The organism is Paenibacillus hamazuiensis (assembly GCF_023276405.1).
GTDB lineage: Bacteria > Bacillota > Bacilli > Paenibacillales > NBRC-103111 > Paenibacillus_AF > Paenibacillus_AF hamazuiensis.
In genome coordinates this window covers 5,243,134-5,264,836 of sequence record NZ_JALRMO010000001.1, presented here as the reverse complement: position 1 = coordinate 5,264,836, position 21,703 = coordinate 5,243,134, and the positions used below count along the sequence as shown (strand labels likewise).

Annotated in this window: 16 protein-coding genes; 11 read left to right on the top strand and 5 right to left on the bottom strand. The window is 54.5% G+C overall.

The window, feature by feature from the left end; genetic code table 11:
- Positions 1 to 63: 63 nt before the first annotated feature.
- Positions 64 to 540: a MarR family transcriptional regulator gene (locus tag MYS68_RS22785; RefSeq protein WP_248928058.1), complete on the bottom strand. Its 477-nt coding sequence runs from the start codon at positions 538 to 540 to the stop codon at positions 64 to 66.
- 283 nt (positions 541 to 823) lie between these two features.
- On the opposite strand from MYS68_RS22785, the gene MYS68_RS22780 reads away from it, so the two are divergent.
- Positions 824 to 1,225 carry a RidA family protein gene (locus MYS68_RS22780; RefSeq protein WP_248928057.1) on the top strand — a complete coding sequence of 134 codons (402 nt, stop codon included), beginning with the start codon at positions 824 to 826 and terminating at the stop codon, positions 1,223 to 1,225.
- A gap of 24 nt (positions 1,226 to 1,249) precedes the next feature.
- Positions 1,250 to 2,746 (top strand): monooxygenase, encoded by a 1,497-nt coding sequence (locus tag MYS68_RS22775; RefSeq protein ID WP_248928056.1) that lies wholly within the window; start codon positions 1,250 to 1,252, stop codon positions 2,744 to 2,746.
- A gap of 229 nt (positions 2,747 to 2,975) precedes the next feature.
- On the opposite strand, the gene MYS68_RS22770 is transcribed toward MYS68_RS22775, so the two are convergent.
- Positions 2,976 to 3,836 (bottom strand): helix-turn-helix transcriptional regulator, encoded by an 861-nt coding sequence (locus MYS68_RS22770; protein WP_248928055.1) that lies wholly within the window; start codon positions 3,834 to 3,836, stop codon positions 2,976 to 2,978.
- A gap of 131 nt (positions 3,837 to 3,967) precedes the next feature.
- On the opposite strand from MYS68_RS22770, the gene MYS68_RS22765 reads away from it, so the two are divergent.
- The 9 genes from MYS68_RS22765 to MYS68_RS22725 all read left to right on the top strand — a co-directional run bounded on the left by MYS68_RS22765 (position 3,968) and on the right by MYS68_RS22725 (position 19,098).
- Complete coding sequence (locus MYS68_RS22765) at positions 3,968 to 5,398, top strand: MFS transporter (protein ID WP_248928054.1); 1,431 nt, start codon at positions 3,968 to 3,970, stop codon at positions 5,396 to 5,398.
- 98 nt (positions 5,399 to 5,496) lie between these two features.
- Entirely contained in the window at positions 5,497 to 7,056 is a 1,560-nt protein-coding gene (locus MYS68_RS22760; protein WP_248928053.1) for a spore germination protein, read from the top strand.
- Positions 7,053 to 8,153: a GerAB/ArcD/ProY family transporter gene (locus MYS68_RS22755; protein WP_248928052.1), complete on the top strand. Its 1,101-nt coding sequence runs from the start codon at positions 7,053 to 7,055 to the stop codon at positions 8,151 to 8,153. The genes MYS68_RS22760 and MYS68_RS22755 overlap by 4 nt, the downstream gene beginning before the upstream one ends.
- Positions 8,150 to 9,259 (top strand): Ger(x)C family spore germination protein, encoded by a 1,110-nt coding sequence (locus MYS68_RS22750; RefSeq protein ID WP_476742044.1) that lies wholly within the window; start codon positions 8,150 to 8,152, stop codon positions 9,257 to 9,259. Before MYS68_RS22755 ends, MYS68_RS22750 begins: the two co-directional genes overlap by 4 nt.
- A gap of 505 nt (positions 9,260 to 9,764) precedes the next feature.
- The gene (locus MYS68_RS22745) at positions 9,765 to 12,788 is read left to right on the top strand and encodes a hypothetical protein (RefSeq protein WP_248928051.1); all 3,024 of its coding nucleotides are present in this window, start codon (positions 9,765 to 9,767) and stop codon (positions 12,786 to 12,788) included.
- A complete protein-coding gene (locus tag MYS68_RS22740; protein WP_248928050.1) occupies positions 12,789 to 14,459 on the top strand; it encodes a phospholipase D family protein in 1,671 nt (556 codons plus the stop codon). It abuts the gene before it with no gap.
- Between the two features lie 439 nt (positions 14,460 to 14,898).
- Positions 14,899 to 16,356, top strand: coding sequence for a serine hydrolase domain-containing protein (locus MYS68_RS22735; RefSeq protein ID WP_248928049.1), 1,458 nt, complete (start codon positions 14,899 to 14,901; stop codon positions 16,354 to 16,356).
- Positions 16,357 to 16,877: 521 nt separating this feature from the next.
- Positions 16,878 to 18,641 carry a pectate lyase gene (gene pelA, locus MYS68_RS22730; RefSeq protein WP_248928048.1) on the top strand — a complete coding sequence of 588 codons (1,764 nt, stop codon included), beginning with the start codon at positions 16,878 to 16,880 and terminating at the stop codon, positions 18,639 to 18,641.
- 112 nt (positions 18,642 to 18,753) lie between these two features.
- Entirely contained in the window at positions 18,754 to 19,098 is a 345-nt protein-coding gene (locus MYS68_RS22725; RefSeq protein WP_248928047.1) for a YciI family protein, read from the top strand.
- Positions 19,099 to 19,204: 106 nt separating this feature from the next.
- On the opposite strand, the gene MYS68_RS22720 is transcribed toward MYS68_RS22725, so the two are convergent.
- Genes MYS68_RS22720 through MYS68_RS22710 form a run of 3 tightly spaced genes read right to left on the bottom strand, consistent with a single transcriptional unit; the run spans position 19,205 to position 21,701 of the window.
- Positions 19,205 to 19,939 (bottom strand): hypothetical protein, encoded by a 735-nt coding sequence (locus MYS68_RS22720; protein WP_248928046.1) that lies wholly within the window; start codon positions 19,937 to 19,939, stop codon positions 19,205 to 19,207.
- Between the two features lie 50 nt (positions 19,940 to 19,989).
- Complete coding sequence (locus MYS68_RS22715; protein WP_248928045.1) at positions 19,990 to 20,802, bottom strand: carbohydrate ABC transporter permease; 813 nt, start codon at positions 20,800 to 20,802, stop codon at positions 19,990 to 19,992.
- Positions 20,802 to 21,701, bottom strand: coding sequence for a carbohydrate ABC transporter permease (locus MYS68_RS22710; protein WP_248928044.1), 900 nt, complete (start codon positions 21,699 to 21,701; stop codon positions 20,802 to 20,804). The genes MYS68_RS22715 and MYS68_RS22710 overlap by 1 nt, the downstream gene beginning before the upstream one ends.
- Positions 21,702 to 21,703: the final 2 nt, after the last annotated feature.

Below are 21,703 nucleotides of genomic sequence, written 5' to 3'. Positions count from 1 at the left end.
AGTAGTAGTGGGGTTCAATCCACTCGGAGCGCGTCTTCGTTTTCGGAGCTGATGATGGGTACATTAGCGATAGAAGTCAACCATATCTCCAAACAGCCGTTTGATAAATTCAAGCTCGCTTTCGTTGTATCTTTCCAAAAATTCGTACATTCTTTGCTTTTCCTTCGTATGGAGCTCATCATGAGCAGCAAATAGCTTTTTGCCGACAGGCGTAAGCCGAAAATACACTTCCTTTTTGTTATCGTTGAGTTGGGCTTTTCGCACCCAACCTGCCTTTAGTAATTTATTTGCGATCTTGGAGGTATTCCCTTTGCTTAAATTTAACCTTTCCGCGATGGAAGTGACATTGATCGGCTCCTGCTCTCCGATGCACGCAATGGTGTGCAGTTCCGTCATGTTCAATCTGAATTCCGGTTCGATATGCTTCCGGATATCCTCGAGGTATGTTGCAGTTATTCGGGTTTCATATTGCTCTTTTTGCTGAAGAAACTGAACGAAAAATTCATGAATTGCGGTTTTGTTTTTATTGGCAGTATCCATGATTATGCTGGCTCCTTGACTCATTTGTTTCATTATATCATAGATTATTTTCTGAGAAACAAACGGACATGCTCATATCGGGGTTGACAGGATAAGGAGTGACCCAGTACAATTATATTGTTTCGTATGAAACAATATTTATATATTATATTCATTTTTTACTTTTACAACAAAGATTAAAAGATTTCCTGCGAAACAATAATTGATGAAGGAGGTTCTCCGAAAACACTTATCCACTTTTCAAGAGAAGATTTATAAATATGGAAATGGAGCATGCTTGCCTATGGAAATCGTGAATCCAAAGACATTGACGGATAAGGTTACATCTGTAATTTCTCATGTCGTGGTAACTACCGCCTCTAAACTGGCCTTCATCTCAGGTCAGGTTTCTGTAGATGAAGCAGGAGCATTGGTCGGTTCAGGAGACTATTACACGCAAGCGATTCAAGCGTTCACCAATCTAAAGTATGCATTGGAAGCCGTGCGAGCGGATCCATTGTACATTGCAAAAATGAATATTTTTGTGGTAAACCACAATCCGGAATTGATTTCGATTATTTTTGACGCCGGATTTCATGTGTTTGGCCCTAACTGGCCGAAGACAGCAAGTACCTATATAGGCGTTCAAGCACTAGCCGATCCTGAATGGCTTATCGAAATAGACGCTATCGTGATCTTCCCATAATGTTTAAGAAAAGAGGTTATTTATATGAAATATGAAGTCATCCTTATCGGTGGCGGACCTGTCGGCATGATGTTGGCTGGAGAATTGGCATTAGCCGGTGTAAAGGTCTGCGTCATTGAGCGATTAAAAGAGACAACCCCATATTCACGTGCGCTTACAGTACATCCACGAACCCTTGAAATATTAGATATGCGTGGAGTGAAATCAAAATTAATCAGTAAAGGCCGCTTACTTTCAAGAGGGCATTTTGCCGGATTAGAAACTCCTTTGGATTTCTCGGTGTTGGACTCTTCTTCCAATCACACTCTCTTTTTACCGCAGAGTGAGACGGAGAAGGTGCTGGAGGAATGGGCTCTTAGCCTTGGCGCAGAGGTCTGGAGAGAGGTTGAGGCTCTATCTGTGCATCAGGATGAGGATGGGGTCGACGTTAAGATCGCGGGACCTAATGGAGAAACAACGTTAAGATCTGCTTATGTGGTAGGTACGGACGGAGCCAGAAGTTTGGTTCGCAAACATGCAAATATATCATTTGAAGGTACAGACGCGACCTTCACGGCTATTCTGGGGGATGCTGCTCTATCTGATTTGGCTCCTATGAGCGTCATATCCCGGATTACAGAAAAAGGTTTGGTCAGCATCATGCCGATCAATGATCATATGTATCGGGTCTTAATTATCGATATGGAGAGACGTAACATCTCTAAGGACGAGACCGTTACATTTGAAGAGTTTCGTTCATCGATCATCCGTACGACCGGAAGCGACCTGGGATTGAACGATGTGAAATGGATGTCCCGTTTCGGAAATGCGACGCGGCAAGCGGGACGCTACCGGAATGGTCGATTATTTTTGGCGGGAGATTCGGCGCACATTCATTTTCCGGCTGGTGGGCAGGGAATGAACGTCGGCTTACAAGAAGCGATGAACTTAGGCTGGAAGCTTGCAGGAGCAATCAAAGGCTGGGCTCCGGGCTGGCTATTGGACAGTTATCATACCGAACGTTTCCCATGGAATACGGCCTTGCTCCGGAATACCGAGGTCCAAACCCTGCTTCTGGACGTGACTCCTCCCATCACGGAACTGCGAAGCATGCTGGCTAATCTGATTCAAATACCGGAGGCTAATTATCGAATCGCCGCACAAGTTTCCGCAATTGATGTACATTATGCTCCAGACGCCGAAGCGCCTCCCCACCCTTTAAACGGGAAACGTTTCAAGGATCTAAGCTTAAAGCTGAAAGACGGGCAATTGATAAACTCCTATCCGTTCCTGCACAAAGGTACTTTTCTTCTGTTGCACTTCCATTTTAATGAACAGAATAGCAGTCAATGGGAAACGTATAGCAACCTTCAAGTTGTACATGCATCTTTGGCTGAGGCAGACGCGGATTGGAACGACGTCCACACGGCACTTATTCGGCCGGATGGACATATTGCCTGGGCGATTTCTCCATCAGATCCGAATCCAATGCAAACAATAAATGAAGGAATCACTCGCTGGTGCGGAAACATTACGGATTAGTAATTCGTTTGAGGTGTGTAACCGCCTCCCCCTTACCCAAGTAGAACAAAAGTCCCGCCTTAGTTTAAGCGGGACTAACATTTACTCACTATCCGGTTATAATATCCGGGCAGGAGATGATGACCCTCATCGACAGGGCTATGGTTATCGCCAGGAAGAGGCGGCTCTTTTATGTCGAAAAAACACAAATACGTATACTTGGATACGTCCTGCCATTCAAGAGGGCAGTTTACGGATGTACCGTACCTTTCAACTTCTCCACCAGCCGCTTGATCTTCTCTTCCGTCCGGCCGATCGGCGTATTGATCATGACCTGCAGGCCGGGAGCATCGCTTACTTGAAACGTGATATACTCCAGCGTCAGTTCCCCGGCTTCCGGATGGAAATAATGTTTGTTCCCTTCGGATATCTGAATCACCTCATGTTTCGCCCACCACTCGCGAAAATGAGGACTTACCGCGGAAAGACGGGCGATGAATTCCTCCCACCAAGGGTCTCCGACATTCGTACCGTAGCTTGCCCGGAACTGGGCGAGTCGCGTCTTGGCATGCTCCTCCCATTTGTCCCGCAGCAGCTGCCGCAAATATGGCGAGGTGAATGCCCGCCATACCATGTTTCGCTCCTGCTCCGGCATGACGCGATAATCGCCGACAACGGCGCACGCCGCCAAATTCCATCCTACCACGTTCCAGCGCGCATCCGTTACGATGGCCGGGCTGTATTCGAGCCGGTCCAGCACATGCTGCAGCGTATCGCTTACCTCGGTTCGTTCCATTTGCAGAACATCCGCGGGAAGCTGCCTCATCGCCAGCATATACAAATGTTTCCTTTCGCTGCCGTCCAGCTGCAGCGCTTTTGCGATGCTGTCGAGCACCTGGGCGGAAACCTGGATGTTCCTTCCCTGCTCCAGCCATGTATACCAATCGACACTAACCCCGGCGAGCATCGCTACCTCGCTGCGCCTAAGGCCGGGAGTCCGCCGTCTGCCGTCATTGGGAAATCCCAACGCTTCCGGCGTGAGCCGCTCCCGCCTCGTTCGCAGAAACTGCCCCAGCTGCTCGAGCCTGGCCGCATCCGTCGTTTGCTCCATTTCTTGTCACCCCTTATATCGGAACGTCCGCCATGGTAGGAGTACGAATCCTATGACGAACCGTCATCTCGTCAACCTGTTTCCTTCATTATACACTCAATCTGCGAGATTAAGGAAACAGGAGGTACGTTATGACTACATCGGCTCAATCCACATCCACATCATCTTCGACTGCAGCTTCGTTGGCGGCAGCGGCCAAAAGCAGAGCTCTCGCTTTGTTCGGGCTTTCTCTCGGTTACTTCATGGTGCTGCTCGACACGACGATCGTAACGGTTGCGCTGCCGGCCATCCATACCGATATGGGCGGCAAGTTTACGTCGCTCGAATGGGTGGTCAACGCTTACACCGTCTTGTTTGCCAGCCTGCTGCTCAGCATGGGCTCGCTGTCCGACCGGTACGGAGCCAAACGCATCTTCGGCGGCGGACTTATCCTTTTCGCAGCCGCATCCGCTTTATCATCCGCAGCGCCTTCGCTGGGACTATTGATCGCGCTGCGGGGGGCGCTCGGTATCGGCGGCGCGGCAATGACATCCGCTTCGCTGGCGCTTATTGCTTCCATTTACCAGGATCCGAAGGAACGGACGAAAGCGCTTGGCGTCTTTGCCGCCGTTTCCGGCATAGCTTTGGCTGCAGGACCCGTCATTGGGGGACTGCTTGCCGATTGGATCGGATGGCGAAGCATCTTTGTGGTCAACATCCCGATCGCCGTCTTGAGCTTGCTGCTTATCGTCCCCAACGCCGGAGAGACAAAGCGCAACACGGAGCGCAGCCTTGATCTTGCAGGGCAGTTGACCGCAACCTTATTTTTCCTTGCGCTGACCTTCGCACTCGTTGAAGGAAGCTCGCTAGGCTGGAGCTCCCCCCTCGTGATGACGGCTATTGCCGCAGCCGCAGTCAGCCTGCTTCTGTTTGCCGTCGTCGAGGCCCGCGGCAAATCGCCGATGCTGCCTGTTCGGCTGCTTCGGCAGCGCAGCATTTCGGCGGGACTCGCTGCCGGACTGGCCGTTAACTTCGGGTTATCCGGCTGCCTGTTCGTGCTCACCTTCTTCTTTCAGCAGGGCCGCGGTTATTCCGCGCTGTTAACCGGGCTTTCGTTCCTTCCGCTCACTCTGCCGATGATGCTATTTCCGATGCTGACGAGCCGTATCGTCAACCGCGTCGGCGTAAGGCTGCCGATGATATGCGGTTTCTTCGTCACCGCCGTCGGCACGGCCATGCTGACGGTGGCAAGCGGCGCCTTCTACTGGCTGCTGTTCGCCGGTTTATTGTTGATCGGCACAGGTCTTTCTTTAACGATTCCGCCGCTGGTGACGTCTGTCGTAACCGCCGCTCCCCCCGGGCAAGCCGGCGTCGCCTCCGGCGCTCTGAACTCGATCCGCCAGCTCGGAGCCGCTCTGGGCGTTGCCGTTCTCAGCTTGTGCATGAACGGCGCCGGCGCACGCGCTGAAATCGCCGCTTCCGCAGACGGGGTCAATACGGCGCTGCTTGTTTCAGCTCTTGTGTTTGCCGGCGGAGGGGGGATTACGCTTTTGTTTATCGGCCGGAAACCGGCTAAAGGGTGATGAAGTTGCCAGCGTCGCCGCATCCGAGGTTTAAATTTTTGTCGGATGTCCATTATGAGGAAATAAGGAACATACTCGCAGCGGGGGATCACTCAACCATGCTCTTTTTCCTCAGATTCCTGACAAGCGGACGGAACCGCCCGAAACAGGAGCGAAGACAAGCAAATCCGCCGAAAAATCCGGCAGCGGAAAACAAGACGCTTCATTCCGATTTATCTCAAAATATCGAGGAAGCCAGGCGGCTGTTCCCGGCCTCTCCGGACCTGATCGTTTACCGGTTTGCCGCCGGAGAGCGGAAGACGCCGGCTGCCTTGCTTTATTTGGACGGATTGTCCGATAAAAACGCAATTAACAACAACATACTGCGTCCGCTGTTAAACGCCTCTCCCGGTAAGGACCAGGGCATGCCGGTACCGGCAATCAGCGGCGTCGGTATCGCCTCGTCATGGGCCGACGTAGAGTCCGCCATTCTTGTCGGAAAAAGCGTGTTGTTCCTGGAGGGACAGCAGCAAGCGCGGATTTACGATACGCAGGGCTGGCCGCAGCGCGCGATTGAAGATCCCCAGCTGGAAAGCTCGCTGAAAGGCGCGCATCAGGGCTTTGTCGAAACCGGGATGCAAAATATCGCTCTCCTTCGCAGGTATGTGCCGAACAACGAGCTTCGAATCAAGGAACATACGGTGGGCCGGCGCGGGAAGTCGAAAGTGTGGATTATGTATCTGGAGGACGTCGCTCATCCGGAAGTGCTTGGGGAGCTGGAAACGAGAATTGAAAAAGTCGAAGTGGATGACGTGATCAATACGGGGGAATTGGCCCAATATATTGAGGATAATCCGTATTCGCCGTTCCCCCAATTCATCACGACGGAGCGTCCGGATTCGGCGGCATCGCAGCTGCTGCAGGGACGTTTCGTCGTTGTAGTGGACCGTTCTCCCAGCGTGATCATTGCTCCGGCCACATTTACCGCTTTTTTCCAGAGTGTGGACGATTACAGTACGCGTTGGGAGATCGCGTCGTTTATACGCCTGCTCCGCTTTACCGCTTTTATGATCGCGCTGCTGCTGCCGGCTCTTTACATTGCGGTGATCTCGTTTAACTACGAAATTATCCCGCTTCAATTGCTGCTGTCGATAGCCGAATCGAGGGCGAGCGTTCCGTTCCCGCCGCTTCTGGAAGCGGTGCTGATGGAAATAACGCTCGAAATGATGCGCGAGGCCGGTATTCGGCTCCCTGCGCCGATCGGGCAGACGATCGGCATCGTGGGAGGCATCGTCGTCGGCCAGGCGGCCGTCCAGGCCGGCATCGTCAGCAACATTATGGTGATTGTAGTGGCGTCGACGGCCATCGCTTCCTTTATTCTTCCGAGCTACGACATGGGGACGGCGGTCAGGCTGCTGCGTTTTCCGATGATGCTGATGGCTTCGCTGTTCGGGTTCATAGGCATCGTGATCGGCTTCATGACCCTGGCTGCCCATCTGACGGCGCTCGAATCGCTCGGAACCCCTTACGGAAGCCCCTTGGCGCCGTTTCGCTGGGCGGATATGAAAGACACGTTTATCCGGTTTCCTCTGAAAAAAATGACGATCCGCCCCAAAAGCGCGAGGCCGATTCAGGACGTACGGTTCGGCGATACTCGTCCGAAGGGGGACGGTTCATGAGAAAATACGCATTCAATGAAATTACTTTGATGCAATACATTTTTCTGATCCAAGGGACGCAGCTCGCCACCGGAATCTTTTCCCTGCCGCGGACGCTCGCCGAAAAGGCCGGAACGGACGGATGGATGGACATTCCGATCGCGTGGCTGATCAATTTGTTATCGGGCTGGGTCATCCTGCTGACGCTCAGAAAATATCCGGACTACACGCTTCCGGACCTGCTTAAACACTTGTTCGGCAAATGGCTGGGCAGGCTGCTTCTGCTTCCGTTTATTGCCTATTTCGCCTTTTTCGGATGGATCATCATGATCAATACGATGCTTTTTGTCAAAGCATGGTTTTTGACGAAAACATCGCAGTATTTAATCGTGCTTTTGTTTGCGGTCCCGGGTTATCTTCTTATCCGTCATGGGCTTCGCGTTCTGGCAAGGTATACCGAATTCGTGCTGTACATCATGCTGTGGATGCCGTTTCTTTTTTTGGTGACGTCAAGGCAGTGGCACTGGATTCATCTGCTTCCGCTGCTCAAAGAAGGCTGGGGGCCCGTTATGAGCGGTTTGCCGAAGACGGTGTTCGCTTTTGCCGGCAATGAGATCCTGTTTTTTATTTACCCGTTTCTGCAGAAAAAGCAATATGCCTTTCGCGGGTTGGTGATTGCCAACACGCTGACGATGCTTTTGTATTTGTACACGACCGTCATTTGCTTTGTGTATTACACTCCCGATGGAATCACGTCTTTGAACCAACCGCTGATGAGCATGCTCAAGACGATCGAATTTCGTTTTCTGGAGCGGGTCGATATGATCTTTCTGGCTCTTTATTTGATAGTCGTGTCCCGGTCGTGGAACGCCTATATTTATTGCGCGGTTTTTTCGACCGGCCAAATGCTGAACAAGCAGGATCACAGCCCTTACGCGCTCGTTTATTTTGCGCTCGCCGTCGTATGTACGGCGGTGGTCATGCCGACATGGAATCAGTCCGACGAATGGTCGAACATGTTGGGCAATGCGGCGACGGTCGTCCTGTATGTATTTCCGGTTTTACTGCTTGTCTATGCCGCTGGCTTCGAGAAGATCAGGAGGTGGAGGGCCGGATGATGAGACTAATCGCCGGGCTTGCGGCGCTGGCTTTGCTGACTGCCGGATGCACGGATAAAGTGGACATCGAAAATATCTCTTTATCGCTGCTGGTCAGCATCGATCTCGATGGGAACAATAACCTTGTGTTTACGACGTCCAGTCCGGTTTTCAGCAGAGAGGCGAAAATCAAGGAAGAAGAGTATATGTCACAAGCGGTAACGCTGCGAAAATCGAGGGATGAGGACGATAAAACGTTTATGGCTCTGACCGCAGGAGGGAAAACGCAGGCGCTGCTGATCGGTAAACGCGTGATGCAGCACGAAGGATGGTTCAGGCTGCTTGAGCCGTATTTGCGGGATCCCAAAAACACGGTGAATGCAAGGGTCGTCATGGTGGACGGCCCCGCCCACGAAGTCGTGAGATTCACGCCGGCGGATAAGCCCCGTCTCCCGCTTTATATATCCAAGCTGATCGATACCGCCTGCTCCCGCAATATTTGTACGAAAACACCGCTTCATGAACTGCGGCGGGCCGCTCAGGAAAAAGGGATGACCGCAGTTGTAACTGAGATGCGCAAGGACGGCAGATTGATCGTTACCGGCTCTGCGCTGCTCGATGAGGCGGGAAGGTACAAGCTTTCGATCGGCCCCGACGAAAACAGGCTGCTTCGCATTATACAGCACGAGACGAAGGGAGAGTTCCCGTTTACATTCAGGGCGGCGGATCAACCCTCCGGGGATATTTTCCCCGACAACGCGTACAGCTTTAACGCGCAAGACATATCGGTCAAAACGAAAGCGGGTTACTCGGAGGGCAAGTTCAAATTCGACATCGACGTCAAGCTGCGGGTCATTTTGACGGAGCGCCTGTTTCCGCTCGACGTCAGGAAAGAGGCGGAGAAGCTGGAACAGGATATTGCGCGGCAGATGGAGCAACGGTTTGACCGGTTGATCGCCAAAATTCAAAAAGCCCAGATCGATCCGATCGGGCTTGGTTTGTATGCCCGCGCCTACGAATATGCGCACTGGAAGCCGGTTCAGGACCACTGGGGAGAGGCACTGTCGAAGGCGGATGTGAACGTGCGGGTTCAAGCGACCGTTGCAGCCATGGGAACGATGAAATAGAGGGAAGTTTTTGGGGGGCGGCGGGAGGGGGACCCCCTCCCGTGACAAATGGATTCATCCAAGCCGACCTCATGCCGCGGAAAATATCCGCATCGCTAATTATGGAAAACCTGTCTAATTTATGCTACGATACGTTTGTACATTTTTAACCATACTCCTTGGTTTCTCGGTCGCATGCAGCTACCATCCCATCCTTGCTACTTCAGTATACACTCTCCCATCTTTAGAGACCTCTGGCACAGATCGGCGTTCACGCCGCCCTTCGTCAACACGAACTCAACCTCGGATAAATATAATCCTGCCGTCATCACGCACTGAACCGTTTACTTTTCGTCTACCGCTACGATATCAATGCCGGTCTTGCCGCACTCCGGCGAAGTCCGTCGATCCGGGAGGTGATCGATAAACCTGCAATCGCAACGTCCTGCCGTCTCCGTATGCCCCTTTGAGTACCGGACCTTGAAAAGAACCTGCGCTCAATCGAATACATTGGAGGGATGAGTTCATGAGGATGAACTTTGCCAAGTTTAACGGCGCGCTGCCTTATGCAAGCGAGCTTTACGGGGTGTATCAGCCGCTGATCGGCTGGAAATCCCGGCTTACATCGGATCGGGGCAACGTTGCCCTGCAAATGCCCGCCTTCCCGCACGAAATAGATCTCGTACCGCCGCAGCGCGATACCCGTGAATGGGGGATGCTTTTTGACCACTTTGTTCCGCAAATCGAGCGGGCGATAGGTCGGGATCCGTTTGAGAAAAACCCTGACGCCGTCCAATTCGCGCCGGCTGCGGAGATCGACAGCCTGGTCCTTCGCTCTATTCAGACTTATCTCATCAAAGAAATTTTGCAGTATCCCGATGAGAAGGAGTCTTTCTGGAGCGCGCATTTCCAAAACAAGTTCACAACCGAGACCCTTCGCTCCCTGTTTCAAGAGGCGGCGGGTTATTTCCTGAAATGGATGCGCGAACTGCGCTACGAACCGCAACCGAAGCCTGAGCCGATGCATGAATATTTGAGCCGGGCGATGACGTTGTTTAACGGCGAACAATCCCAAAATATGGAAACCTTCTTCGAATATATTTTGAACAAGGAGATCTTTGTCACCCGTTATTTGGACGAGCTTTCGAGGAACAATCCGAAACGGCTCGCCGCACTTTTTCTTAATGCGGTGAAAATACAGTCCACCGCGGAGGTGATCCGTTCGCTGGACCCGGCTTATTTGTCCCCGCTTGCCGGGCGCGAGGCCGTGTTTTCGCCGATCGGAATTTTGCACCTTTATCGGCAGTACTTTTTCGAGTTCGACACCTTCCTCGGGCCGCCGGTCGAACATATTTGGCTCAGTCCCGGAGCTACGACCGAGCTGTATGAGATCGCTACGCGGCGTACGTTGGTCGAAAAAAGCTTCGAGCAATTCTCGGAAACCGTGCTGCGGACCGATACCCAGACCACGGACGAGGAGGAAATCTCGCAGGCGCTTAAAAAAGAGAATCTGAATGATACCAAGATGGGATCTTCGGTGGAAGGCGGCGTGAACATCCTGATCGTCAGCATCGAAGCGGGAGGCGACATTTCCAACCAGCAGACGCAGAAGATCGCGCGGGAGGAAAACCATCGCCGCATGCGTCAACAAAGCGCCAAGCTTTCCAGCGAAATCCGCAACAACTTCAAGTCGGTTTTCAAAACCGTGACTGAAGTTACCGATACGCGCTCGAAGAGATACGTCATCTCCAACGACACCGGAAAACTGGCCAACTATGAGCTGCGCCGCAAGATGCGGCAGGTCGGCGTTCAGGTCCAGGATGCCGGAACGCAGCTTTGCTGGCAGGTCTACGTCGATGACCCCGGGGCGGCGCTCGGCGTCGCCGAGCTCGTGCATCTGGCGTCCAAGGCGGACCTGTCGCCGTATACCGCCTTACCGATACAGCCCGAGCCGAAGGGGCTCTTACAGGTGATGAACATCGATCTGGTCGTTCCGAATCCGGGTCAACGCAGCAACGTTACGGCCACAATCGCCGCCGGGGCGGCCGGCTTCGCCGTCGCGAGCGTGCCGGGCGCGATTGTCGCCGTCGGGGTGAAGGAGGTTATCGACGATCTGTTCGGCGACGACGAGCCGGAGGATAAGTCGTACGGTGTCAACACCGTCAACAAAATTATTCAGCAGTACAAGATCGGCTTGCCGAACGGCTACCAGCTGGCATCGGCGGTCGAGCAGCTTAAAGGTCTCGACGATGAGTTCGTTCGCAATGCGGACGGCTCGGCCACAGGCGACATCCCGATCCGCTGGCTCGGGCGCAACGGACAGAACCTGAACTGGCGCGCCAAGCTGCTTAACCCGGCCGAAGGCACCATTGAGCTCGTCATTGACCGCGGCAAAGTGACTCCCGGCGAGGTCATCGAGTTTCAAGCGCGCATCGCTCTGGAGCCGACCGCCGATTACATCAACAGCATAAAAAACGCCAACGCCGCCAACGTCGAAAAAAATAAACAGCTCGACATCGAGAAAGCCAATGTGATGAAGAAGGAGTTTATCCAAAATGTTCAGGAGCGCGTAAAGATGGCCGCCGACATACGTTCGCGGAAAACCGAGGATTTGCGCGAGGAGGAGCGGACGGTCATTTTTCGCAGTCTGATCGCCAAACTGATGCGGGAAGCATGGAGCGTATCGGCAACCCGCGAGCTCGCCCATATCCGCTCCGAGCTGCTCAAGTCGATCTTTGAGATCGATCGCATGCTTTATTTCGTAGCTCCGGAATGGTGGCAGCCGCGTCTGCACCGATCGACGCAGGATCTGGGCCATTCGGTGCCGGTGAAGCGCATGAATGCGACGAGCATCGCCGCACTGAACAAGCACGTCAAGCTTAGCGCCGTTCTTCAGAAGGCGAAGTCGTTCGCCTCGCGCGGCCGAACGTTAGGTACGCTCGAAGAGGACGACACCGTGAGCTGGGGAGGCGAGGGCCGTCCCGACAATTATCTCATCACCCAAGATTCCGAACCGGCGCGCCTCGGTTCCTCGCTGGGATGGCTTCTGCAGCTTGACGGCGACAATCTGCGCAACGCATTCTTGAACGCGCCTTGGGTTAAAGCGGTGATCCCGATCCGCCCGGGCAAGGAACGGGAGGCTTTGGAATGGCTGATGCTGTCGCAAGTCGAGGGTACCGCCGGGCTGGACGCGCCGTATGCCGGCAGCGAGACGGAGCTTCAGGGACTGACCAACAAAGAGGCGCTGTTCAAGCTGGTCGACGAAGTGCATGCCAAGTGGGAGAAGAGCCGAAAACTTGTCAGCGAGCAGGTATCCGAGCCGGCAGGCGATACGGGTGCGGCCGGACAGGAACGGTCGATCGCTTATTTGCCGGCCGAGCGGATTTTTGAGCGCGGGTTCGATCCTCTGGCTGCGGGCTTCCGCGCCGATCCGCTGAATGAGTTCGAGGTCGTCGATTTCTGGACGGAAATACTGCCGACGGACCAAGTCGTGGCCGTAGAGGTCAAATATGACCCCGCAACCGGCTTGCAAGTGCCTGTGGAGGATTAAATGGGGGATAAAGACATTGTCGCCCCGGCTTCGCCGGCAAAATCTGTTCCCGGTGCTGTCACACCGCCGAAACGGCCCGTGCCGCCGCCGGTACCGGCCTCAAGCCGGATTGCGCCGCCGGGCCAGCCGTTCGCAAACAGCTGCAGCACGGACGCCGCCGAAATCGTCAAACTTCCCCATCAAGGGATCGATATCGGATGGCCAAATGAAAGCAAGAAGCTGAAGAAGCTAAGTGAAAATGCCCTGAAATGGTTTGAAGGCGCTCCCGCTCCTTCTTCAGGAAATGTGGTCGTACCTTACATCTATGGCCGCTGCGCGTTCGACGACATCGCCGAAGCTCTTGCGTCCGCCGTTTCGCCCGACCATCGCATCTATCTGGTTGGATGGCACGTCCTGCCTTGGACCCGGATGAAAAATCAGCCGGGCGGCGAGCCCCCGGCGAATACGCTTCTTCAGGACTACTTGAGAAAAACGAAAGCGCAGGTCCGCGGTTTGTTTTGGAACACGCCGTTCAAGGGCAAAGATGGCGATAACAAGGCGATAGCCGACTTCATCAACAGTCTGCCGAACGGCGCCGCCCTGGAGGACGGACGTCTGGTTCCGGCCGATCTGCCCGTTCGAGGTCCTAACGCTCACCACCAGAAGCTCGTCGTCGTCAGCGGCGATCGCGGACTTGTGGCTTTCCTCGGCGGAATGGACTTGCACATTTCACGGGTTGATGTGGGCGGAGTGAGTCCCCTCCATGACGTACACATCCGTTTGAACGGTCCGTCCGCAGCGGCAGCCCTTGCCGTTTTCCGCGACCGATGGTTGGATCATCCGGCAACGCCTGCGCTCGATAAAGCCAAATTCCAAATGACTGCGGACGATGTCAGGCAGGATTTTTCGCGTGTCGCAGGCTTGCGGTCGGAAGTCATGGATACGTGTACTGTGCCGGGAGGCAAAGTCAAGACGAGAAGGATGCTCGTTTCCATTGGAAGAACGTTTCCCGATCTGACGAAATTCAAACCCGGGGATTCTTATAAATTTAAATACCCCGACCAGTCCGCCTGGCAGCTCGTCAAGAACGGCATCGCCAACGCGCGGGAGTACATTTATGTCGAGGATCAATACCTGGTCAGCCGGCGTGCGAAGGAGGCGCTGGTTGCAAAGCTGAAGGAGCCCGGCTTCAAATTTCTGCTCATCCTGATGAGCAATTCGTATCATTTCGAGCACAGCAATATCATTCAAGATAACGAATTTCCCTACTTGATAGGCGTTCGAAACGAATTTCGTACAGACTTTGCAAAGGTCGATCCGGGGCGCAAAAAGTGGCGCATGTTCAGCCTGAAAGAAACGAAGGATCCGGGGCGCAGACCGTGGTGCGGCGACTTTGTCCATTCGAAGCTCTGGATATTCGACGATGAGTACGTCGCTGTCGGCTCCGCCAATTGCGACGACCGCGGATACACTTACGATACCGAGATTATGGCGGGCATTACGGAGGAACCGCTCGAACGTGCGGCGGGAGGAAGGTTCGCCCGCGACCTGCGGATAGCGCTTTGGCGCAAACATCTCGGCCTGCCTCATGCACAATTCGTCGACATAGCCGCCGGGCTGCGGCATTGGCTGAACCTGCCTCCCTCGGCCATGGTTTATGATTCCTCCGACCTCGAAACGAGCCTCTGTTAAACGGAACCAAAGGGTTGACACGGGACGACGCAAACGCGAATTACGCCTGGACCCACTGGTTCGATCCTGACGCGGACAAACTGCCCTAGGCGTTGATGGGAGCTAACCTGATACGGATTGTACTACCGGCAAAAGCATGTTTGTGTCATGAAGCCATGACGCAAGCATGCTTTTGTTGCAAATAAGTAAAACGATGGGCTGATGTACGTTTCGCTTTCCGCCTATGCGGCATTAGAGTATATCAGCGTGCAGGGCGGTTGCTTCGAACCCAGCGCTCTTTATTAGTCGGAGGGTGCGGCAGTCGCCCGTACCAATAAAGGAAGAGGCTCACAGCTCGCGAATATATTATATAAAGGTAGTGATTCTGCCTCATCTGACGGCTTCAAGTCCTGATTTTATAGGGTGAAAATTTCGTCGGATTGACGGGAGGGCAGTCATTTTGCAAATTAAAAAGGATATTCCCGAAAATCACGGACTTTCTTCACAGGCGGTGTTGGATTTTTTCGCGCACATCGAGCATCTGGGATTGAAAGTAGGCAGCTTCATGCTGCTGCAAAACGGCAAAGCGACCGCCCGGTTTTGCCGGAAGCCTTACCGCGAAGACGGCGTGCAGCTGCTTTTTTCGCTCAGCAAAAGTTTTACGTCGATCGCAGCGGGCATTGCCCGGGACAGCGGGCTGCTCGATCTGAACGATAAGGTGATATCGTTTTTTCCGGACAAGCTGCCGGAGAGGATTTCGGATAATTTGGAGAAAATGACCGTACACCATCTGTTATCGATGAATACGGGGCATCATGAAAACATATACGGCGCAGTAGCCAAGGAGGAGGACTGGGTCAAAGCCTTCTTGTCTTTGGACGTACGCCGCGAACCGGGCAGCTTCTACCTTTACAACACTCATGCCACTTATATGGTATCGGCCATCATCGAACGGGTCGCTGGGCAGAGTCTTGTCGATTTCTTGATGCCGCGGCTGTTCGAGCCGCTCGGTATCCCGAGGCCTTCGTGGGAAACGTGCCCGAAGGGGACGATAGCGGGAGGGATGGGGCTTAGCCTCGCCACCGAAAGCATAGCGAAATTTGGGCAGATGCTTCTGGACAAGGGCATGTATGACGGACGGCGGATCGTTTCGGAAAGCTATATTGAACTGGCGACCAGGAAGCAAAGCGATAACCGCAGCACTGCGGCCGGCAGGCCGGATTGGGGGCAGGGCTACGGGTACCAGTTTCATATGTGCCGGCGGGGTGCTTTCAGAGGGGACGGTGCGTTCGGGCAGCTGTGTTTTGTCGCGCCCCGGGAAAAGATCGTGATCGCAGCCACATCAAGCTTTACCGATATGAAGCCGCTGCAAACGCTTCTCGATTTAATTTACGAGCATATTTTGGACAAATTGGACAAGCACAGCTCGATGCTCCCGGATGAGCATGCTGAACTGGAGCAGCGCATTTCGTCCATGATGTCTCCCGTTGCGGAAGCGCAGCCGCTGCCTGAAAATACGCCGAATTTGGACGGTCACCTTTATGCGATAGGCAAAAACCCTCATCAATTAAGCACGATACGTTTCAGCATGAGAGGGGAACGGCTGGAGGTGGAATTCGGTTATGAAAATGAAACCGGCCGCAAAGTTTTGCCGTTTCACTTGACTCAGCCGGAACGCGCTGAAGATGTCTTTGTGAAAGACCTGTCGCTTCACCGGCAGGAAGTCGTCACATACTCATCCTGGCCGGACTGCAGCACTTTAAAGCTAACTTTGGTATACATCGAAACGCCGTACGTTGTTGCATATACGTTCAAATTCTCCGGGCCGGTGCTGCAGCTGGAGTTCTATCAGAATGTATCGTTTTCTCCCGTCAAAGAATTACACATTAACGGCGAGCTGATTTCCGTACAAGATTGATCGTATCGGCTGCCCGGCACGCCTCTGTCCAATGTGTCAGGTTAGATCCCAATATGCTCGTGCGCTTGTCCCCGGTTCCCGGGTTCATAAAGGAACTACGGTGCGCTAACGTGGCCATTTCGAGTGGTTTGCCAAGAATAAAGGAACTCAGGTGCGTTATTTGCATGTTTCGCCGCTCCTCACGCGATTTGTCCCCGATTTAGCGCATCTCAGTTCCTCTATTTTTTCGGATATGCCCACTTACCCAAGGATAGCGAACGTCAGTTCCTTTATGCCGATGAAAAGTGAAACATCCATTTTAGCGGGAGAACAGTTCCTTTAATTGGTTCGGACTGCCGGGGGATTGGTTTGCTATTGGACATGTAGAGCAAAGAATTCGACGGCTTTGAGCAATTTTGCGGCAAGAATTGCATGCGGTTATCCGTTACAATAAAAAGTGTAGATCCATTCTCATGGATCTATTTGCAAACAGCATTTCGTAATCGCTTACAATTTTGATCGAGGAGGTTGAATTTACGTCCATGTTAGCGAAAAAAATGAAAAAGCGGATGCTGCTTCCCGCTGTATGCACGCTCGGGATGCTGATGCTTTCCGTCCATCCGGCCGCTGCAGGAGCGGACGCGGCAGGGGCCGAGCCTTCGGCTGCGGAAGCGCTGAAAATCGTCAAAGCGGAGGCCGTCGCGCCGACTCAGGTGAAGGTGACCTTGAGCGGCAAGCTGAGCACTTTTAATGCCGCCGATTTCGAGCTTGACGCCGCACGGGGCGATTGGTACAGCCTGAATCCGCAGCTGACGAACTCGTTCACCATCAAAAATGCGACGGAAGGAACGGACGCCTCCGGCAGAACGACGGTCCTTCTCGAAACGGAGCAGGCGCTGAACCCGGACGCCACGATTACACGGCCTGCGGTGGAGAACCCGAAGAGCGTTCCTTTTTTGAAGGCGGCTTATTATACGGGGGATGCGGCGAAAGATGTTCAGACGGCGAATAACCTGCTGACTTGGCAAACGGCGGAGGGCGGCTGGTATAAATACAGCCTGAGCGACAAGTACGGGCGGGCCTGGGACGGCCAGGAGGTCAAGTCCGACTGGCGGACCAAGGACGGCCAGGATATCGGCACGATCGACAACAACGCCACGACGAACGAGATTTTGTTTCTTGCGGTCATGTACAAGCAGACCGGCGACGCGCGTTATAAAGAGGCCGTTAACAAAGGGCTGCAGTTCCTGCTGACGATGCAGTATCCGAGCGGAGGCTGGCCTCAGGTATATCCGGCGCGCGGCAATTATTCCGATTACGTGACGTTTAACGACAACGCGATGATGCGCGTGATGAACGTGCTGACGATGGTCAAGAAAAAGGAATACCCTTTTAATACGGATATCGTAGCGGACGACATAGCGGCCAAGCTGCAGGGAAGCCTCGACAAAGGTCTGGAGTACATCCTGAAATCGCAAATTGCCGTGGAAGGCGCACTTACCGCGTGGTGCGCCCAGCACGATCCGGTCACCTACGAGCCGCGCGGGGCGAGAGCTTACGAGCATCCGTCCATTTCGGGCTCCGAGTCGGTGGATATCGTCAAATATTTGATGGCGCTGCCGGACCAGACGCCGGAGGTGAAGAAAGCGTGGGAGAGCGCGCTCGCCTGGTTTGACGTGAGCAAGCTCGTCGGGATCAAATATGTATCCGGGGACAAAAACAACGTGTACTTCGTGCCGGACCCGGCCAGCACGGCGTGGTACCGGTTTTATGAAATCGGAACGAACCTGCCGATATTCTCGGGACGCGACGGAGTGATCAAACATAATATTTTGGAGATCGAAGCCGAGCGCCGCAACGGGTACAGCTGGGGCGGCTCCTGGCCGCTGAATTTGCTCAAGATCGCCGGAACTACCGGTTATTATGAGAATCGCGTCTATGTAAAAGTCGCAGGCAGCGGCTCGCAAACCGCAGACGGCCAAACTTTAACCGTCGGCGATGTGAAACGGGTCGAAGATGCGATTGCGCCTGTGATCACTGTTCAGCCACCCGGCAAGAAGACGGGCAATCATTACAACATCGTTAAAACTCCTTGGATACTAAGCGGCACGTTAAGCGAGAAGGCGGAACTGCAGGTGAACGGCGTCCCGGCGCAAGTGGGCGATAACCTGGTCTTCACCTCCGCGCCGGTCGAACTGCATCCGGGAATGAACGACATTACGATCACCGCGGTGGATAAAGCCGGTAACGCGGCCGCTCCACTCGCGCTTCAGGTGGTGCCGACGGAAGGAACGGCCAAGCCTTGATTTACGGGAATTCAAGAGGAAGTGCGATATTTTTCGCGAATAGGAAGAATAATGAATCGTAGGCTCCCTTTGCAGGGACTTCGAGAAAAAATCTTATTCGCGGAGGAAAAAGATGACTGCTCCTATTACGGACGAGTACATGAAAGAAATGATGACCAAAACGAAAGGGTATACTCTCGTTATTCTCAAATCCACCCCGTTAATTGCTCAAACCGAGGGCGCCCAGCGGATTATTTGGGAGCACGGGCGAAGCAATTTCCGCTTGCGGGCGGAGGGGCTCCTTTCCATTGTATGTCCCGTTACGGACGGAAGCGAAATCAGCGGCATCGGCATCTTCAATGCTTCCGTGGACGAGGTTAAGGCGATCATGGACGCCGATCCCGGCGTGCAGGCAGGCATCTTCACCTATGAGGTTCATCCTTGCCGCAGCTTTCCCGGCGACAGTTTGCCGGAGTAACGAAATAGCCCGACGGCACATCCTGTAAAAAGAAAACGGCGGCGGACCGAGACGTAAAACGAGTCTCGGATCGCCGCTGTTTTTGTTTTGTTAAAAGTAAGCGGATTTACACGCTGCGAACCGTAAACACATCGCGGAAATCGTGCATGTCGGTATGCCGCTGGTAGGCCAGCTCCATCACGTCCAGCGCCAGCTCGAAACGGAATGAATCCGAATCAAGCTCCCGCAGCCGGCTGTAGAGGGCGGCGATCTGCTTCGCGTCATAAGGGCGCGGCACGAAGTAGGCCAGCGAGACATGCGGCACGTAAATCTTATGGAGCGGAAGCAGCGACTCCAGCCGCTGGAACAAGTCGCCGAGAATCGCGGAATCCCGCTCCCCGGACGGAGCGAACTTCAGGCTGACCACATCTTTGCCGCTCGTGCTCGGGCCCAGGGTGCGCAAGCGGATCTTCTCTCCGCCGTATTCCTTCCGCACGCTGCGGAACAAAGCCGCTACGGCCTCTTCCCGGCGGGCTATATCGGCCAAAACCGCTTCCGTCGATCCGCCCTCCACGTTATACGGATTGCTGAGCGCATGGACGGTCACGTGATATGTTTCCGGCAGGATAACGACCAGCGGCAGATCCAAATCTTCAAGCAGCCGGTCCCGCAGGGCACGACATTTAAGCTTGTCCTCCTCGTTCAGCTTCAGTACGGTTGTAGCGCCGCAGAACGGCTGCATCCGGCCGTCCTCGGTTATTTTGCGGTGCAGCGCCGGGGAGACGGTCCATTCCGCCGGCTGCTCCGAGAGCTCTCTTCGGTAGTGGGATTCCAGCAATTGGGCGAAGGTTTCGGTAGACATAGGATCGGATTCCTTTCTTTAGCTTTGATGGGTGGCTGGACGAAGCCTCGTCATTTGACGGCTCCGTCCGTTAAGCCCGCGATGAATTGCTTTTGCAGCAGCATGAAAGCGGCGAGCACCGGCAGCACCGCCAGAAGCGCGGCGGCGGAAGCGGCGTTCAGGTCGGACGAATATTCGGTGAAGAAGCCGGCGATGGACAGCGTCACCGTGCGCAGCTCCGGCTTTTGCAGAAAATAAAGGGCGAAATGGTAATTGTTCCACGCTCCCAGCCCCTTCAGGATGAGCACGGTGGCGGTGACGGGCCGCAGCTGCGGCAGAACGACCCTAAGGAACGTGCCCACCGCGCCGCAGCCGTCCACGATGGCCGCCTCATCCAGCTCCTTCGGCACGGCCTTGATAAAATTCGCATACAAAAAGATGGCGAGCGGCAGGCTGCCGGTGGTCAGCACCAGGATGATCCCCCAGTACGTATTGATGCCCCCAAGCCGGTTCATCACGCTGTACAGAGGTACGATGACGCTGAGCGAGGGAATCATCATCACCGCCAAAACCGCATTCGTCGCCACGGTGCTCACGCCGGAGCGGATACGTGCGATCGGGTAAGCGGCAATGGCGCTGACGACCACGACGAGCAGCGCGGTCGCCGATGTGATGAGCAGCGTGTTGGCGAAGGCCCGGAGCAGATCTCCCTCCGCCCAGGCGAACCGGAAATGCTCCAGCGTCGGCGACTTCGGCGGCCGCCATCTGGAGGACAGGTCGCGGGCCGGTTTCAGCGCCACGGTCAAGGCGATGTACAGCGGCACGGCGTGAACGACCGCGATGACGCTTCCCAGGAGCGCGAGCAGGATTTTGCGGATGTACATTACGCCTCAACCTCCTTGCGCCGCGCGAGCCGGCCCGTCAGCAGCGTGACGGACAAAATCAGCGCGAACAAGGCGATGCCCAGCGCTGCGGAATAGCCGGCATTTTGATTGCCGAAATAAAGGTAGTTGATCAAGGTCGGAATGGAGTGACTGCCGAAGCCGGGACCTCCGCTTGTCAGCGCCATGATGACGTCGAACAGCTGCAGCCCGCCGATCAGCTTCAGGATCAACGTGGAAATGATGGCCGGGGCCAGCAGCGGCAGCGTGATGTGGACGAATCTCCTCCACAGGGTCGCGCCGTCGATGGCGGCCGCCTCGTAATAGGCGGCGGGAATGGACTGGAGGCCAGCCAAATAGATGACCATTGCCTGTCCCACGTATTGCATCGACGAAACGAGCAGGATGAGGCCTACCGCCCGAGTTCCGTCCGCCAGCCAGTCCACAGGCGCTGCGCCAAGCAGCGCCAGCGCGTCGTTCAAGGCTCCGCCGTCATACTGCAGCAGGAAATACCAGATGTAGCCGATGATCAGACCCGAGATGAGAACGGGAAGATAGATTACGGCGCGGACCCATTCGCGGCCCGGGAATTTCAGGTTCAGGAGCAGCGCATAAAGCAGCCCCCACACATTTTGCGCGGCGGCTCCCGCGAGGCCGTAGATCAAGGTGTTGCGCAGCGCTGTCGTTATCCGAACGTCATGGAACAGGCGGACGTAATTGTCGAAACCGACAAAACGGTACGTTTGGGAGAAGCCGTTCCAATCGGTGAACGAAAGCCGGATGCCCTGAAGCAGCGGGTAAAACTCAAACACGGCAAAGAGGACGAAAGCCGGCAAACAAAGGAGATACAGGCGGTGGCGGCGCAGCTGCGGCATCACCCGTTTGCGGATCGCGGCCGGCATCC